The sequence below is a fragment of the Desulfovibrio sp. JC022 genome (genome assembly GCF_010470665.1).
Classification (GTDB): Bacteria; Desulfobacterota; Desulfovibrionia; order Desulfovibrionales; family Desulfovibrionaceae; genus Maridesulfovibrio.
In genome coordinates this window covers 300567-315817 of record NZ_VOPZ01000004.1, presented here as the reverse complement: position 1 = coordinate 315817, position 15251 = coordinate 300567, and the positions used below count along the sequence as shown (strand labels likewise).

15 protein-coding genes are annotated in these 15251 nt (G+C 48.7%); 13 read left to right on the top strand and 2 right to left on the bottom strand.

Features of this window, described 5'->3' with window-relative positions:
• Window positions 1–353 precede the first annotated feature (353 nt).
• The 3 genes from FMS18_RS08450 to FMS18_RS08440 all read left to right on the top strand — a co-directional run bounded on the left by FMS18_RS08450 (window position 354) and on the right by FMS18_RS08440 (window position 2949).
• Window positions 354–1901, top strand: a complete 1548-nt coding sequence (locus tag FMS18_RS08450) for a glycosyltransferase family 9 protein (protein WP_163293405.1) — start codon at window positions 354–356, stop codon at window positions 1899–1901.
• A gap of 82 nt (window positions 1902–1983) precedes the next feature.
• The gene (locus FMS18_RS08445; RefSeq protein ID WP_163293402.1) at window positions 1984–2589 is read left to right on the top strand and encodes a hypothetical protein; all 606 of its coding nucleotides are present in this window, start codon (window positions 1984–1986) and stop codon (window positions 2587–2589) included.
• Between the two features lie 6 nt (window positions 2590–2595).
• Complete coding sequence (locus FMS18_RS08440; protein ID WP_163293400.1) at window positions 2596–2949, top strand: hypothetical protein; 354 nt, start codon at window positions 2596–2598, stop codon at window positions 2947–2949.
• Window positions 2950–3041: 92 nt separating this feature from the next.
• Here the strand turns inward: FMS18_RS08440 and FMS18_RS08435 are convergent, their stop codons facing one another.
• The gene (locus FMS18_RS08435) at window positions 3042–3983 is read right to left on the bottom strand and encodes a PilZ domain-containing protein (RefSeq protein WP_163293398.1); all 942 of its coding nucleotides are present in this window, start codon (window positions 3981–3983) and stop codon (window positions 3042–3044) included.
• A 233-nt stretch (window positions 3984–4216) separates the two neighbouring features.
• Between FMS18_RS08435 and FMS18_RS08430 the strand changes: the two genes are divergently transcribed.
• From FMS18_RS08430 to recJ, 10 genes are all read left to right on the top strand, one after another.
• Window positions 4217–5074 (top strand): ribonuclease H-like domain-containing protein, encoded by an 858-nt coding sequence (locus tag FMS18_RS08430; RefSeq protein WP_163293396.1) that lies wholly within the window; start codon window positions 4217–4219, stop codon window positions 5072–5074.
• Between the two features lie 283 nt (window positions 5075–5357).
• Window positions 5358–6347, top strand: coding sequence for a class I SAM-dependent methyltransferase (locus FMS18_RS08425; RefSeq protein WP_163293394.1), 990 nt, complete (start codon window positions 5358–5360; stop codon window positions 6345–6347).
• A gap of 221 nt (window positions 6348–6568) precedes the next feature.
• A complete protein-coding gene (locus FMS18_RS08420) occupies window positions 6569–7870 on the top strand; it encodes a DEAD/DEAH box helicase (RefSeq protein WP_163293392.1) in 1302 nt (433 codons plus the stop codon).
• A gap of 43 nt (window positions 7871–7913) precedes the next feature.
• Window positions 7914–9203 carry a tRNA (N(6)-L-threonylcarbamoyladenosine(37)-C(2))-methylthiotransferase MtaB gene (gene mtaB / locus FMS18_RS08415; RefSeq protein ID WP_163293390.1) on the top strand — a complete coding sequence of 430 codons (1290 nt, stop codon included), beginning with the start codon at window positions 7914–7916 and terminating at the stop codon, window positions 9201–9203.
• 124 nt (window positions 9204–9327) lie between these two features.
• On the top strand, window positions 9328–10209 hold the full coding sequence (locus tag FMS18_RS08410) for a YicC/YloC family endoribonuclease (RefSeq protein WP_163293388.1): 882 nt from the start codon (window positions 9328–9330) through the stop codon (window positions 10207–10209).
• A 9-nt stretch (window positions 10210–10218) separates the two neighbouring features.
• Window positions 10219–10479, top strand: a complete 261-nt coding sequence (locus tag FMS18_RS08405; protein ID WP_163293386.1) for a DUF370 domain-containing protein — start codon at window positions 10219–10221, stop codon at window positions 10477–10479.
• Window positions 10472–11104, top strand: a complete 633-nt coding sequence (gene gmk, locus FMS18_RS08400; RefSeq protein ID WP_163293384.1) for a guanylate kinase — start codon at window positions 10472–10474, stop codon at window positions 11102–11104. The genes FMS18_RS08405 and gmk overlap by 8 nt, the downstream gene beginning before the upstream one ends.
• Window positions 11105–11114: 10 nt before the next feature.
• A complete protein-coding gene (gene pyrF, locus FMS18_RS08395; RefSeq protein WP_163293382.1) occupies window positions 11115–11807 on the top strand; it encodes an orotidine-5'-phosphate decarboxylase in 693 nt (230 codons plus the stop codon).
• Window positions 11808–11818: 11 nt separating this feature from the next.
• The gene (locus tag FMS18_RS08390) at window positions 11819–12643 is read left to right on the top strand and encodes a lipopolysaccharide assembly protein LapB (RefSeq protein WP_163293380.1); all 825 of its coding nucleotides are present in this window, start codon (window positions 11819–11821) and stop codon (window positions 12641–12643) included.
• 23 nt (window positions 12644–12666) lie between these two features.
• Complete coding sequence (recJ, locus tag FMS18_RS08385; RefSeq protein WP_163293378.1) at window positions 12667–14400, top strand: single-stranded-DNA-specific exonuclease RecJ; 1734 nt, start codon at window positions 12667–12669, stop codon at window positions 14398–14400.
• A gap of 97 nt (window positions 14401–14497) precedes the next feature.
• Here the strand turns inward: recJ and FMS18_RS08380 are convergent, their stop codons facing one another.
• Window positions 14498–15223: a hypothetical protein gene (locus tag FMS18_RS08380; protein WP_163293376.1), complete on the bottom strand. Its 726-nt coding sequence runs from the start codon at window positions 15221–15223 to the stop codon at window positions 14498–14500.
• Window positions 15224–15251: the final 28 nt, after the last annotated feature.

Sequence of the window (15251 nt, the reverse complement as noted above, 5' to 3'; positions counted from 1 at the left end):
GGCCTCCTGAGGTCTTTTTTTAAAGTGCATGTGTCAGCAGAAAATTTTTACCGGATGTCTAGTGTTATATACATTTTTAAGATTGCATGCACATGGTTTTCGATAAACGGTGGAAGAAAATCACTCAACGGAATTAAAAACCGTTTGGCGGAAAGTTCGTGCCGTTTACCCGAAAAAGATACCGTTTGCTGTGAGTAGCATTGTCTTCAGAGTTACGGTATATACTTAAAAAAATACAAATTAACCATACGAAGCGGCGAAGCCCTATTAAAAGTTTTTTTGGAGAGTCCAGAGAACCTTTTTTTCCAAAAAAAGGTTCTCTGGTCCCCGAAGGGCCGCCGGAGGCATCTTCCATGAAAGCGTTAGTTATCAATCTCACCCGTTTCGGGGACCTGCTCCAGACCCAGCCTGTAATTACTGCTTTAGCAGAACAGGGCTATGAAGTGGGGGTCATGTGTTTGAAAAATTTTGCCGGTACAACGCAGCTGCTGCGCAATGTGGCAAAGACTTTCCCTCTGCCCGGATCATCCCTGCTGGCAGCCATTGACCGGGACTGGCGCGATGCCGTTAATCTTTTTGAATCATATTGCGCTGAAATAGAAGATTCCTTTGATCCTGCTCTGGTCATAAACCTGACTCCGTCCGTTTCATCAAGATTAATAGCCCTCAGATTAAGCAAAGGGCGTGAGGTGCGCGGTTTCGCCATGGACGAATTCGGCTTTAATGCTGATACCTCACGCTGGGCCGGGTTCCTGCAAATGGCTTCTTCCAATCGCGGGTCCAGCCCGTTCAATGTGGTTGATCTGTTCAGCAAGGTTGCGGGTATAGACAACCCCGCACCGTTTGAGCTGGCAGAGCCTTCCCCGGAAATGAAGGTTGCGGCCCTGAAGTTGTTGGAAAACCCCGCGCCAGGAGCCAAAGGGTTCGTAGGATTTCAGCCCGGAGCCAGTGAGGACCGCAGACGCTGGCCAGTGGATCATTTCAGGGAACTTGGACGCAGATTGTGGAAGGAAAAGCGCCGGGTTCCGGTGCTGCTGGGGGCTGAAAGTGAAAGAGGACTGGGGGAGCGTATTCTTGAGAGAGCTGAATTTCCGTCCGTCAACCTTATGGGCGGAACTTCCCTGCCTGAGCTTGCCGCTGTGCTGCGCCGTCTGGATCTGCTGGTGACCAACGATACCGGAACCATGCATCTTGCCGCCGGGGTTGGAACTCCGTTGGCTGCTATCTTTTTGGCTACTGCCCAGCCGTGGGATACCGGCCCGGCAGCCGAAAACCTGTGTTGCTTTGAGCCGGACCTGGATTGTCATCCCTGCCCTTTCGGACAGAAATGCGTTTACGATAATATTTGCCGACAGGAAGTTGCGCCGGATGCTGTTTTTGAAGCAGCTTCATCGTTTATTGATAGCGGGAAGTGGGGGCGGATTGAAAACAGGGAAGTACGCGCTTACCTTACCGGGCGTGATGGACTTGGTTTTATTTCCCTAAGTTCACTTTCCGGGCATGAGCAGAGTGATCGTCATAAATGGATTCTTTTGCAGCGTGAACTTTACCGTCGTTTTCTTGACGGAGAAGATATTGCCGCTGCTGACCTTCCCCGAATAGAGCTTTCCTCCGATCTCCGGTCCAGATTGCTCAGCACGCTTAACAGCAGCCGGGATGTGCTCTTTCTGCTCAGCAAGCAGGCGATGATTCTTAAGGCTGATCCTATTGAAGCCATAAAAATAAAATTTTTAGCTAATTTGCAGAAAATACAGGATATTTTGTCATCTTGTCCTGAGCTTTCAGTTCTTTCTTCCATGTGGATGATCGAGTCCAGAGCCCATGAAAATATGGATGGGGTAATGGAGCAGCTGTCCCGGTATATGGATTTGATCGGTGGTATGTCAGTTTCTGTTGAATAAGGTTGGCATGACTCTTGTATTATCTAGGGCGTACCGGACCAACCGGAAAAAATTACGTACCTAATTTAGGAGGAGAGTCACTATGATCGTTATTGATGGAACCAAAACTGATTTCGATATCAGAAGCTTTGAAAATCTTGAGCAGGTTTTTGATAAGGTGCTGGAATCCGGACACCTTGAAGACCGCATTGTGACCGACGTTAAGGTCAATGATGAACCTTTCAGTGAAATTTACCCCAACCAGTCGGAAGATATTGAGACTTCCGAAATCGAAAGCCTTGAAATCGTTAGTGCTTCCGCAGTTGAAATGGCCAGTGCTATCACCCTTGAACTCTACAAGGTCGTGAATATCATGGCCGGCGGCGGCAAGCAGGTTGCAGAGCTTTTCAGGCAGGCAGATGATGCTGAAGCCCTTGAACTTTATCAGGATCTTCTTGATGTGATCAGGGATTTCCTCGGCATGGTCGGCAACCTGCGTGACCAGTTCGCCATCAAGCAGCATGACGATTTTGAAAAGGTAGTGGAAGATTTTTCCGGTCTTTTCACTGAAATGACCGAAGTCCTTGAAAACGAGGACTGGATTTTGCTGGCTGATTTGCTCGAATATGAATTCCTGCCTTCCGTTGAAAAATGGAAGAATGTTATCTCCATCATTCGCGAGGATCTCAGGGAGGTAGCCAAGAGGTAGACTGTTATGGCCGAAACCTTGGAACTTCTGGATCAGGCTCTTGAAATCGGATACGAAGAGTTGAGATTTCTGGTGGCGGGCGAAGTGGACGATGCTTTTGACGCCGCAGAAAGGAGAGGTGTACTCACCGATCAGGCTCTGGAAACAAAAGAGAGTGTGAGTCTGGACCAGATTTTGGAAAAGCTTAACAAGCTCAAGAACCTGCAAGGGCAGCTTACATCGGAGGCCAAGAAACTCCATGAATCCCTGAGACAGGATATCGGGCGGGTTAAGAAGGAAAGTACCCGCTTCAAGGGGTACGGCAATGCCGTTCGCGGCACCCCCTTGATTGCCAATCGTTACATTAACAAGGTTGGATAAATCGCAAAACGATTCATAAACTGTCCTTTTGCGTAACAACGGTACAATTATCCCCCGCTGACTTAGTCAGTGGGGGATTTTTGGGCTTTTAGCTACATTTCCTTCCAATCAATATTCTGTTCATTTTCATCACGCATCTTTCCGGTGACAGTGAACTCAACACCTACTCGGCAGGTTTGGCTGTCCATGCTTTCAATGGAACGGATTTTTCCGGCATACCAGTATGGTTTGAATACTTTCTGCCTGAAATTAAACATGAAGATACTGATCAGTACATCATCATTGATGTTGAATTTTGATTCCACCAGCGTGGGGGATGTACCCACCCCGATGCCCCCGTTGGAGATATTGATGACCTGATTATCTTCGTGTCCGGTGGAGCGGGGATCGTATGAATTCACTGCAAGGTCCGGGATGCGGTCCACAAATGAGGTATCGTCACTGTCTGCTTTGCCCCGCCAGAGTTTGACCCTGATAAACTGCTGGTCAATGACTCTTTTCCGTTTGTGGCGGCGTCTTTTTACCAAGGAAAATTTGACCGGAGGAGTGAGGGTCATCCTGCCGCAGCCTTCTTCGTCGCATTCAAGGGAACTTATGGTCGACCTGAAGGAATTGACCTTTCCTGCGGCACTCTGTTCCGGGGGAAACATGAGAATAATTTCTGCAGTGGGTCCAAGTTTTGCGATACCGCTTTCTTCAATTATTTCAAGGCGCATACGATCGGGCTTTACCGCGGTCAGCACCGCTCTGCCCAGTACATTTTCATGGTGACCTGCGGCGGCTATATCCATGATTGTTCCGCTGCTCTGAAAGAATTGAACAAAGTTTTGCGGCCCTTGGGGTTTTTGTTTTTTTTGCGGTTTGGGGCGTAAGAGCAGAAATGCGAAAACAGCCGCCAGAAGTCCGATCAATCCTGCTGCCGCCAGAATCAGGTAGAATGATTCCTGCGGCAGGGTGGAGATAAATTTTTCAACAGGATTAATTACTTGCGATTGAATCAGGTCAAGAATGTATTGAAAATTGATTTTTTCCATTGTCAAATTTCCCATAGCGGCTATTATTTACAGTGATAATCTTTTTACCATTCATATATGTATGGTCAGTGGCAGAATAATGTCAATGTTACGTAATTGCTGGACTAAGAGGAGCATTACGGCTAATCCTCTCCCTGACGTAGGGTTATTATCCCGGAAGCTATGCCGGGAGCCGTACATAGGACTTTTTGTCCGTTTTTAATTAACTATTTGAAAAACAGGGCTGTTTTTAAATGCTCGAAAGAACTTTTTGTCATCTTAAAGGAATAGGAAGTACTACAGAGGCCAAAATCTGGCAGGCTGGAGTGAACAACTGGAACGACATTCTTGATGGAATTGCCACGCCCCTTTCCGATGCAAAAATGAATGAACTGGAAAAAGGATGCGGTGAATCAAAGCAGAAGCTTGAGGAAAGTGATGCCAACTGGTTTGCGGACCGTCTTCCTGCTTCCGACCAGTGGCGGCTTTATTCTCACTTTCGGGATAATGTTGCTTATATTGATATTGAAACCACCGGAACCGATGCGCATAGCTGTGACATTACCACCATTGCCCTCTGGAACGGGAAAGAAATCAAAACGTATGTGCAGGGCAAGAACCTGTACGATTTTGAAGAAGAGATCGCCCGTTATCCGCTGATCGTAAGTTTTAACGGCAAATGTTTTGATGTGCCGTTTATAGAAAAATATTTCGGTATCAAGGTGGAAGCCGCTCATATCGACCTGCGTTTTGTCTTCCGCTCTCTGGGAATTACCGGAGGGTTGAAAGGAATTGAACGCTACTTCGGCATGGACCGTGGTGATGCTGAAGGGCTGGACGGTTACTTCGCAGTGCTGCTCTGGAATGAATATGAGATGAACGGTGATGATCGCGCCCTTGAAACCCTGCTGGCTTATAACGTGCTGGACAGCGTGAATCTGGAAAATCTCATGATCAAGGGCTATAATCTGCATCTTGAAAGGTTTCCCCAGCACGGCCTTGAGTCCATTGCCGAGAAAATTGAGCCATTGAATCCGTTCAAGGCCCACCGTGAGGTTGTTGACGGAATCAGGGCGAAATATTCCGGGGAAGGATCATTTCGCAGGTTCTGATTTTTTCTGATTACCTGATTCAGGCAGGTGTCATTTTTGCCGCCTGCGGGAGATGGAATTTTTTGCCTCTAAGGGCCGTTTCCAGATTTGGAGACGGCCTTTCTTTATGTTTTTGAAAATTATATTTTTCTTTAAAAACAATATCTTACTACAGGCTCTAGAGTTTTTTTATACGCAGATGGGGGACTTCTTAACAAATGGGAACAGTCTGTGCATTTCACCGTGCAGTAGGTAAAGCATGCCTTCATGATTTTAATATATGATGTTCGCAAGGAGTGTTGAAATGCAGGAACAAAGCACAGTTGAGATGGGTAAAATTCACCATGCGTTCATGGGCCCGGAAGAGATGGTCATTGATCCGTCACTATATTCTGACAGTCCGCTGCTTACAGATGTGGACCGCATGAGCGATCCTTCGGTCAGGATTTCCGATTCCATGATCATGGGCATGGTACTCAAATTTTTCTATTGCTATGTACACAAGAGCGGTTTTGACAAACCCGTCTCCCTTGAGGAAGTAAGCAAGCTGTGTGAGATGTTCAGCCGTCACCGCAGCCTCAATGAGCCTGATGACGATATCGAATTGATGAATTATCTGCGTCAGTGGTCCTTTTCCCTGCGCATGCTCGCGGACATCACCAAGACCAGCCACATCATTCGTTCCATCGTGACCCAGAACATTTCTCCCAAACTCCTTGAGCAGGATGAGTATGTCGGTCTCGACATCGGTACCGGAACCGGAATTCTGCTCCTTGCTCAGCACATCCACGCCCGTCGCAACGGTTTTAAGAACATCACTCTCTACGGAATTGAATACGACAAAATGGTAGGTTTGCAGAGCTACAAAATTTTTAAGGAACTGGGTATTGCTGAAATTATCCTCGGTGACGCTCGCGATGCCAAGAACTACGCTCCTCTGGCAAATAAAGTTGTGACTTTTGTTTCCAACGAAACCGTAGCCGCTATGCATCAGCCTCTGCGCCGTGAACATTTTGTTTCCATTTGCAAGACCCTATTTCGCACCCTCGGCAAAAACATCAAAGATGCTGCATTCTTCCCCGAAGGATTGATCGCCTTCTGCAAGGATTTGAATGTATCAGTGCTGCTGGCTAAGAACACTGCCTTTCAGGGACCCAAGGAATATCATGACATGAACCTGTTTCCGCAAGGCATCATAATCGAAGGAAATATTGTGCCCCTGCATCAGCTCGGCGAAGAACTGCTGCCCTATCTTTCTGAGTGGGCGCAGCGCAGGCTGCCGCGCAGGTGGTAGATTCAACGCTTTACACGACATCATAAATATATAATGATCCGCGCGCCTCGCAAGGGGCGCGCTTTTTTATTTTTATGCGCTTCGCGCTCTTGTTTGAAAATATTTCGCCTCCGGCGGCCAAAGAAACTTTTTGAAAAAAGTTTCTCTGGACTCTTCAAAAACTTTTATTAAGCTTCGCTGTTTTAGTTTGTAAATTGGCGTAGTTTTGGGTGGATTCCTATTTGAGTTTCGATCAATTCCAGTTTGACATGCGCCTTGTCTCGGGCATCCGCAGTGCCGGATATGAAGTACCCACCCCTGTGCAGGTGAAGACTATTCCAGCTGTGCTTGAAGGACGTGATGTCATGGGCCTTGCCCAGACCGGTACAGGTAAGACTGCCGCTTTCGCGCTGCCTGTGCTGCAGCGTTTGCTCGATCAAGAAGCCTCGAAACGTGGTCCGGTTCGGGTGTTGATACTTTCACCCACCCGTGAACTGGCTATGCAGACTCATGAAACATTCATTGAGTTGGGCAGGCAGACCGGAATTCGCAGTGCTGCTGTTTATGGCGGCGCGGGAATCGGCAAGCAGGCCAAAGAGGTCAAGAAGGCTACCGTGGTCAATGCCACTCCCGGAAGGCTGCTCGATCTGCTGGAGCGTGGTGAAATAGATCTTTCCCATGTAGATACCCTTATCTTGGATGAAGCGGATCATATGCTTGATATGGGGTTTATGGACGAAGTGGAGAAGGTGCTTTCCAGTCTTCCGGCAAAGCGACAGAATTTGATGTTTTCCGCTACCATGCCTGATCAAATCAGCACGCTTTCCAAGACTATCCTGAATGACCCGGAAGTGGTGCGAGTGGCAGTTACAGTCAGCGCGGACGGAGTTAAGCATTTTTGCTGTCCCGTTCCTTTGCATTTGAAACAGAGTTTTCTAAAAAATCTGCTAATGGAAATTTTTTATGAGCGGGTGCTGATTTTTGTGCGTACCAAACGCTGGGCCAGAAGGCTTGCTCTGCGGCTAATAAAGGATGGGTTGCCTGCTGCGGACCTGCATGGTGATCTTTCCCAAAGCAAGCGTAATCGTGCCCTTGAAGGCTTTAAGAACGGGGAATTCTCTATCCTTGTTGCCACTGACCTTGCTGCGCGAGGCATCGACTGCTCAAACATCACTCACGTCATAAATTATGACATGCCCGACAATGTGGAAATTTTTGTCCATCGCACGGGCAGGACAGGACGGGCTGATGCTAAAGGCACTGCCTATACTTTTGTTGCAAATGAAGAAAAGACCCGTCTTGCTGAAATTGAAGAAGGTCTAGGCTGTGGGTTGGAGCTTCTTTATCTGGATCAGTTCAATTACAACGCTCCCAAGTCTGATTTCTCTTCATCTTCTTCGGATAAAAAAGAGGGCAAAAAGCGCAATGGACCGGATAGAAAAGAAGGTAGAAAGCGTTACGGATCGGACAAAAAAGAAGGAAGAAAGCGCAACTCCTCGGATAAGAAAGGACGAAGAAAGCGTAACACCCCGCATAAAAAGTAATAGTTTTATATCTTAAGGCTCCATGATAAAAGGAGCGGATAATATGGACATGGTTATGAAGAAATTCTGGATTACCACTTTAGGTTGCAAGATCAACCAATACGAAAGCGAATCTGTACGCGAACGCTGGCTGAGCATGGGGTATGAGCAGGCGGAAAATGATGCTGAGGCTCATGAGATTGTGATCAACTCATGCGCTGTGACAGCTGCGGCCCTGCGCGACCTGCGCCAGACCGTGCGGGGCATAAATCGCCGTAACCCTGAAGGCAAAATTATTATTTCCGGATGTGCCGCACAGGTTTTTGCCAAGGAACTTTCTGAACTTCCCGGCGTGGCCGACGTAATTCCGCAGGAGCGCAAATTCGAGTTGCTCAAACTTGAAGATGGACCTGAAAATTCCAAAGAGACAACAATATTTCAGCCTTTTGAAATTGAAGATTACGAACGCTCAAGGGCTGTGGTCAAAGTTCAGGACGGCTGTTCCCATCGTTGCACCTATTGCATCGTGCCTATAACCAGAGGGCCGAGCGTGAGTCGTGCCGTCGACGACGTGCTTAAGGAAATCTCCCGTTTGCTTGAAGCAGGATTCCGCGAAATGATTATCAGCGGCATCAACCTCAGCCACTATGGACGCGAATTTGAAGAGCGTATTGATTTCTGGGATCTCATGGAGCGCATTGAAGATGAGTTCGGAACAGAGTGGGGCGGGCGCGCAAGGCTGCGCATCAGTTCTCTTGAACCGGGCCAGCTTAAAGAGCGTGCTCTGGAAATCTTTTCCAAGTCCAAACTGATCTGTCCGCAACTTCATCTTTCCTTGCAAAGCGGTGATCGCCAAGTGCTTAAGCGCATGGGCAGAGGTCATTATAAACCGGAAGATGTGTTGGTCTTTTTGGATAAGCTCAAAGATATATGGCCTGTTTTTGGGCTTGGAGCGGATATCCTGACCGGTTTTCCCGGAGAAACCGAAGAAGAATTCAAGAATACTCTTGAATTTTGCCGCAAACTTCCTCTATCTTATGCGCACGTTTTTCCGTACTCTGTGCGTCCGGGAACCATAGCCGCTTCCATGAAAGGGCAGCTTGACGGACCCACCAAAAAGGAACGGGGCCGGATTCTGCGCGAATTGGTAGAAGAAAAGAAGCAGGAATTCCTGCAAAAAATTTCAGAAATGGACTCACTGAAAGTCCTTTTCCAAAATAAAAATAAGGGCATCTGTGAATTCTATTCCACCTGCATTCTGGAAGACGAATTCGAAAACGAAGTGCCTCGTGACTTAGTCGAAGTTAAACCGATAGCAGCCAAAGACGGCAGCCTGACGGTAAAAATAAAATAAATTTAAAGAACCCCGGCGAAGCCCGATAAAAGTTTTTGAAGAGTCCAGAGAAACTTTTTTCAAAAAGTTTCTCTGGCCCTCGGAGAGACCCTCGGTAGAGCGGCCGGAGGCAAGGAGATTTTTAATGCCCGTAAGTATGACTGGATTTGGTCGCGCTGAGACTACCGAAGACAAGTGGAGCCATGTTTGGGAAATCCGTAGCGTTAATTCCCGTTTTCTGGATTTGAAATGGCGTCTGCCCAACTCCCTGCGCGGCTATGAATCCCGCTGGGAAAAGATTGTTCGCAAATACGGCTCACGTGGTCGTGTTGACCTTTCCCTTAACCTTGAAGTTTTCAGCACCGAACTGCTGGGCATCAGCCTGAATAGATTGCAGGCCACAGCTATGCTTGACCAGCTTAAAGCTATGGCAACTGAAGACGGTGTGGAATTCACTCCGGATTACAATAGACTTTTCAGCATTTCCGGCCTGTGGCGTGATGCTTCCAGCGAACCTGACCCGCAGATGGCTAAATCCATCAGTGAAGGTCTGGAAAAGGCTCTGGCAAACTGGAAGGAATCCAGACAAGACGAAGGCAATGACCTTGTTCGTGACCTTGAAGAGCGTTTTACCCTGCTTAAGGAATACACTGAGCAGGTTAAAGTCAAGATCCCTGAAATTCTCGTAGCCAAGCGTGAAGCTCTGATTGAAAGAGTTAAGGGCAACATGGAAAATCTCGGCGCGGAATACATTGAAGACCGTATGGTGCAGGAAGTTTCCATTTTGACCGACAAGCTTGATGTTTCCGAGGAAATCACAAGACTTGATGCTCACCTTGAACGTATTTTCGAAGTTCTGCGCGGCAACAAAGATGCCGGTAAACGCCTTGATTTCCTGTTGCAGGAAACTTTCAGGGAAATCAACACCTGCGGTAACAAATGTCAGGACTCCGAAGTTAGCAGGATTGTAGTCGAGTTTAAGGCCGAGCTTGAAAAATGCCGTGAACAGGTTCAAAATATCGAGTAATTTTTTCCGATGCAGAAGCAGACACTACTAAATATCGGCTTCGGTAACTACGTGGTTTCAAGCCGCGTCATCACCATCGTCAACCCTTCCTCCTCGCCCATGCGCAGATTGCGTGAGGACGCAAGGCAGGAAGGGCGATTGGTGGATGCCACTCAGGGACGTAAAACCCGTTCCATTATTGTTACCGATTCCAATCATGTTATTCTTTCGGCAATTCAGGCGGAAACAATCGGTCACCGTTACACTTCCGAGGAGGTAGAAAATGACTGATATCCTTATCCCGGAAAGAAAAGGGCAGGTACTGGTTATCTGCGCTCCTTCCGGTACCGGGAAAAGTACTTTGGTAAAAAAGCTGCGTGAAGAATTTCCGCAGGTGGGTTTTTCCATTTCCTGCACCACCCGCGATCCGCGTGAAGGTGAGGTGGACGGCAAGGATTACTTTTTTCACAGCGTTGATGAGTTTAATGAAAAGCTGGAAGCCGGGGAATTCGCAGAATGGGCCGAGGTCCATGGCAATTTTTACGGCACCCCTAAAAAGCCGGTAGAAAAGATGCTCTTTAAAGGCATGGATATCCTTTTTGACATTGATTTTCAGGGCTGCATGCAGCTGATGGAATCAATGCCCGAAGGGATTTTCGTGTTTTTGATGCCTCCATCCTACAGTGAGTTGCGTAAGCGGCTTGAAGGTAGGAATACAGATACCGATCATGTCATTAACCGCCGCATGCTCAATGCCATGAAGGAAATGGCTTCCGCTCCGAAGTTTGAGTACTGGATCGTAAATGACGATCTGGAAAAAGCTTACGGAGAACTGCGGGCCATCTATCTTGCCGGGAAAAACCGTCCCTGTAGTAATCCGGGACTTCTTGAAAGTATTTTAAGTACATGGGAATAATGGGAGTAATATGTCTGAATTAGTAGTAGCTCTTGATTTTAAGGATGCGCAGAGCGCGATTGAAATGGCTGAAAAAGTACGCGGCGTGGCCCCGTGGGTGAAAGTCGGTCTGGAACTTTTTTGCGCTGAAGGCCCTGAAATTATCACCCGTTTTAAAGAAATGGGTTTTAAAGTTTTTGTGGACCTGAAATTTTTTGACATTCCCAATACTGTGAAAGGTGCGGTGCGTTCCGCTACCCGCGCCGGGGCTGACATGCTCAGTCTGCACGCTCTTGGCGGGGAACGTATGGCAATTGCCGCCCGTGAAGGACGCGCAGAAGGCGCGACAGGCGGAGAAGGACCGTTGCTTATGGCGATCACTATCCTGACCAGTATGGACGAGGATGATATTCCTTTCCCGGTTCCCGATGGACTCGGTTCCGCTGTGCTTGATCTTGCCCTTGCTTCATCGCAGGCCGGACTGGACGGCGTGGTTTGCTCCGGGCTGGAAGTGGAAGCTATTAAGGAAAAATGCGGCAAGGATTTTCTGGCACTGACTCCGGGCATTCGTCCCGCATCTGTTTCCGATGACCAGCGCAGGGTTGTTACCCCGTCGCAGGCTGTTGATCGCGGTTCCAATTTTCTCGTGGTCGGCAGACCTATCACCGGGGCTGATGATCCGGCGGATGCTGCGCGCAGGATTGTAGCGGAAATGGATTCCTAGCAGGGGTTGTTATGGCAGCCAATCGAATTAGCGGAGTTTTTTCGTCCTGCACCGAATCAACTGTAGGTACCGGGACCACCACCCGTCAGACCGTGCAGAAAACTTATTGGTTTGCTGAAGAGCGGGAAAACGGTGCTTTGGAAGTGCAGCCTCTGAACAGCAACAATGTCCCTTCCGGTCCGAAACTCACGGTGGAACGGGATACATTTCTCGATAACTACCATCCCGAACCTGAGTATTATGCTGAGGTTGTTCGACCCAGTATGGAATCTTTGGATGGTTCCATTCAACGCGGGGAAGGGCATCGCTCCAGCGGGGAAAGCTACAGCGCGGAATATGAATTCGGGCATGCCATTGATGTGGATGAAGAAAATGTGCGGGCCAATTTCGGCCTTGGCCTGACCTATCTTGAGCGCGGGGAAACCGGGCGCGCGGAGGATGTCTTCCGCAGGCTGGTGGGTATCGGGGCTATTTATGAGCCGCAGCACAAACATCTTTTTAATGATTTCGGTATCAATCTACGCCGTAATGGAATGATTGATCAGGCCCTTGAGTATTATCACAAGGCCGAGGAAATCAGTAAGCATGATGAAAACCTCTGCCTGAATATCGCCCGTGCATACTATGAGAAGGGCGAGTTTGATAATTGTATCAAGTACATCAAGAAATCTTTGAAATTGAATCCTGAACTGGAAGAAGGGATCATGTTCTGGTCCTACCTTAAGGGCAATGGCTATATCTCTGAAGAGCAAGATGACCTGAATATTGATTTGAATGCTTTTCAGAAGAAGCAGAATAAATCCGGCCCCATTGCCGATCTTGAAATTGATTTCTAGCCAGAAAATTCACGGAGAATCTTTTGCCCAAAATCTGGAAGCTGAGAAGCGAGGAGGAACTTCCCTCCTCCATACCTGCTATTGCTGATGAACTCGGTATCACCGAGCTTCTTGCGGAAATTTTATGGAACCGTGGCTTTCAGAGTTCTGCTGAAATGGACCTTTACCTTTCTCCCGGTTTGCGCAACCTCTGCAAGCCTACTGAAATTCCCGGTCTTGAGCAGGCCGCACAGGTCCTTGCGGACAGTCTTATTGCAGGCAAGAAGATGGCTGTCTGGGGTGACTACGATGTGGACGGAGTGACCTCTACAGCCGTGGTTAAAACCTTTCTAGCTGACCGCGGCTATGAATGTGAACACTACCTGCCCAACCGTCTGGAGGAAGGCTACGGCCTTAATGTGGACGGGATTAAAAAGCTGCACGAACAGGGCATAGATCTGCTTTTAACAGTGGACTGCGGCATCACCAACAATGCGGAAATAGCAGCTGCCAATGAACTGGGCATGACCGTGGTTGTTTCAGACCATCATTTGGAAGGTGATGAGCTGCCTGCTGCGGCTGCTGTCTGCAACCCGCGCCTTACCGAGTACAACGGACAGACATTTGAGGACTGCCCCTGCGCTACTTTGGCCGGGGTGGGCGTGGCTTTTATGCTTATGGCCCAGCTCAACAGGCTGCTGCCCGGTGATCCTGCTGATGTACGGGCTTATCTGGATTACGTTGCCCTTGGAACCATTGCCGATGTGGTGGAACTTCAGGGACCGAACCGTATTCTGGTCAAGAACGGGCTGCTGTTGCTCAAAGAAGCAAAACGGCCCGGATTGGCTGCGCTTAAAGTAGTCAGCGGGTACGACATGTTCGCGGCTATCGGGGCTGGACAGGTCGGTTTCGGGCTGGCACCGCGCATCAATGCTTCGGGCAGGATGGGCGATCCGGGCAAGGCTCTCCAGCTATTGATGGCTGAAGATATGGAAACTGCAAGACCCATTGCCAAAGTTCTGGATGAGCTTAATTCTGAGCGTCGGGCCGAGGAAGAACGAATTTTACAGGAAGCCCTTGCGCAGGCCGAGCAGCATGTCAAAAGGGACAGCCGGGCCGGGCTGGTGCTTTATTCCAAGAACTGGCATCCGGGCATTATCGGTATTGTGGCATCACGGGTAGTAGAGAAATTTTACCGTCCCACGGTCATGCTTTGTGAAGAGGACGGAGTCGTCAAGGGATCGGCCCGGTCCATCAAGGAATTTCATATTCATGAAGGACTGACCTCCATGTCCGAATTGTTCCTTAATTTCGGGGGCCATAAGCTTGCGGCAGGGATGTCCTTCAAGGCTGATCTGCTGTCCGAGTTCCGGGAAAGATTTGATCAGGCCGTAATTGATAAGATCGGCACTGAGCCTCTTAAAGCCTCGCTTAAAGTTGACCGGGAATTGCCGCTGGAAAATATTGATTACGTACTGCTCAAAGAGCTTGATCTCATGCAGCCTTTCGGCATGGGTAACCCGGAACCTGTTTTTACCACCCCTCCGGTGGAAGTGCTGGAACGCAGACCCATGGGTAAAGCCCACGTCAAGCTTACCATTACCGACACTGACAAGACCCGCAAAATGCCCGCCAAGGCATGGCGCATGGCAGAAGAGCTTGGGTCCGAACTCATCGGGGCCACCATGCGTTTCGCCTTCTCTCCCAAGATCGACAAGTTCAACGGTATTCCTACCATTGAGCTTACTATTCGGGATTATACTCGGAAAAGGCAGTGAAGCTGATGCGCTGCGCGCGTTTTGGATAATTTGATTTCGCCTCCGGCGGGCAGAAGGGCTAAGCCCCTCTGCACTCCCTAGTTGGGGATAGGGGTGCTTAACTCAACCTTTCTATATCAATAAATTCCGTAGTTGCCGTATGGACCTTAAACCTGTGCCCGTTGATTTCAATCAGCGGGGTACCCAGCGGGATTTCCAAAGTTTGGCGGCTGACCACTTTGGGACGGCTGCCGCCTTCCAGATGGCGGATTTCAAAGAGGATAGTCATTCCTTTTTTACCTAGAAACCGGATCACGTAATGGTATTCTGAGTCCGGCAGGACATTGGTCCTGATTACCGGTTTGAATCTGAGCCTTTTGGGAGTTATTTCTGCCTGTACTTTTCTGAATACATCTTTTCTTTCTGTGGGAAGCAGCATGGTCTTGGAAAGAGTCCCGTCTTTTTTTAATGTGCCGTAGAATGAATCCAGCAGAATTGCCCCATTCGGCAGGTCTGATTCCATGAGTTCATAAGTTACGTTGGAGTAGCCGTTTACGGTCAGTGGCGGATTCTGGTCCCGTGTCAGCAGCATGATATTGAAGTCCCTTGTGCTCTGCATTTTGGGCAGGGTAATGATCTCTTCATCATATTGCAGGAAACGGAGGATGTCCGCTCCGGCGGGATAGGAAATGCGGGTTCCGGTGGGCATGCTCTGGGAACGGACTTTGCGCAATTTCCGTTTGTCCGGCTGGCGGGTCAGTCTTACATTCAACCGTATTTCTTTTTTGCCCAGCGGTGCTTTTTCCTTTGCAACTTCCACCGGAAGAGGAGGCACAGGAGGCACTATAACCTTCGGCTGCTGTTTGCAGCCT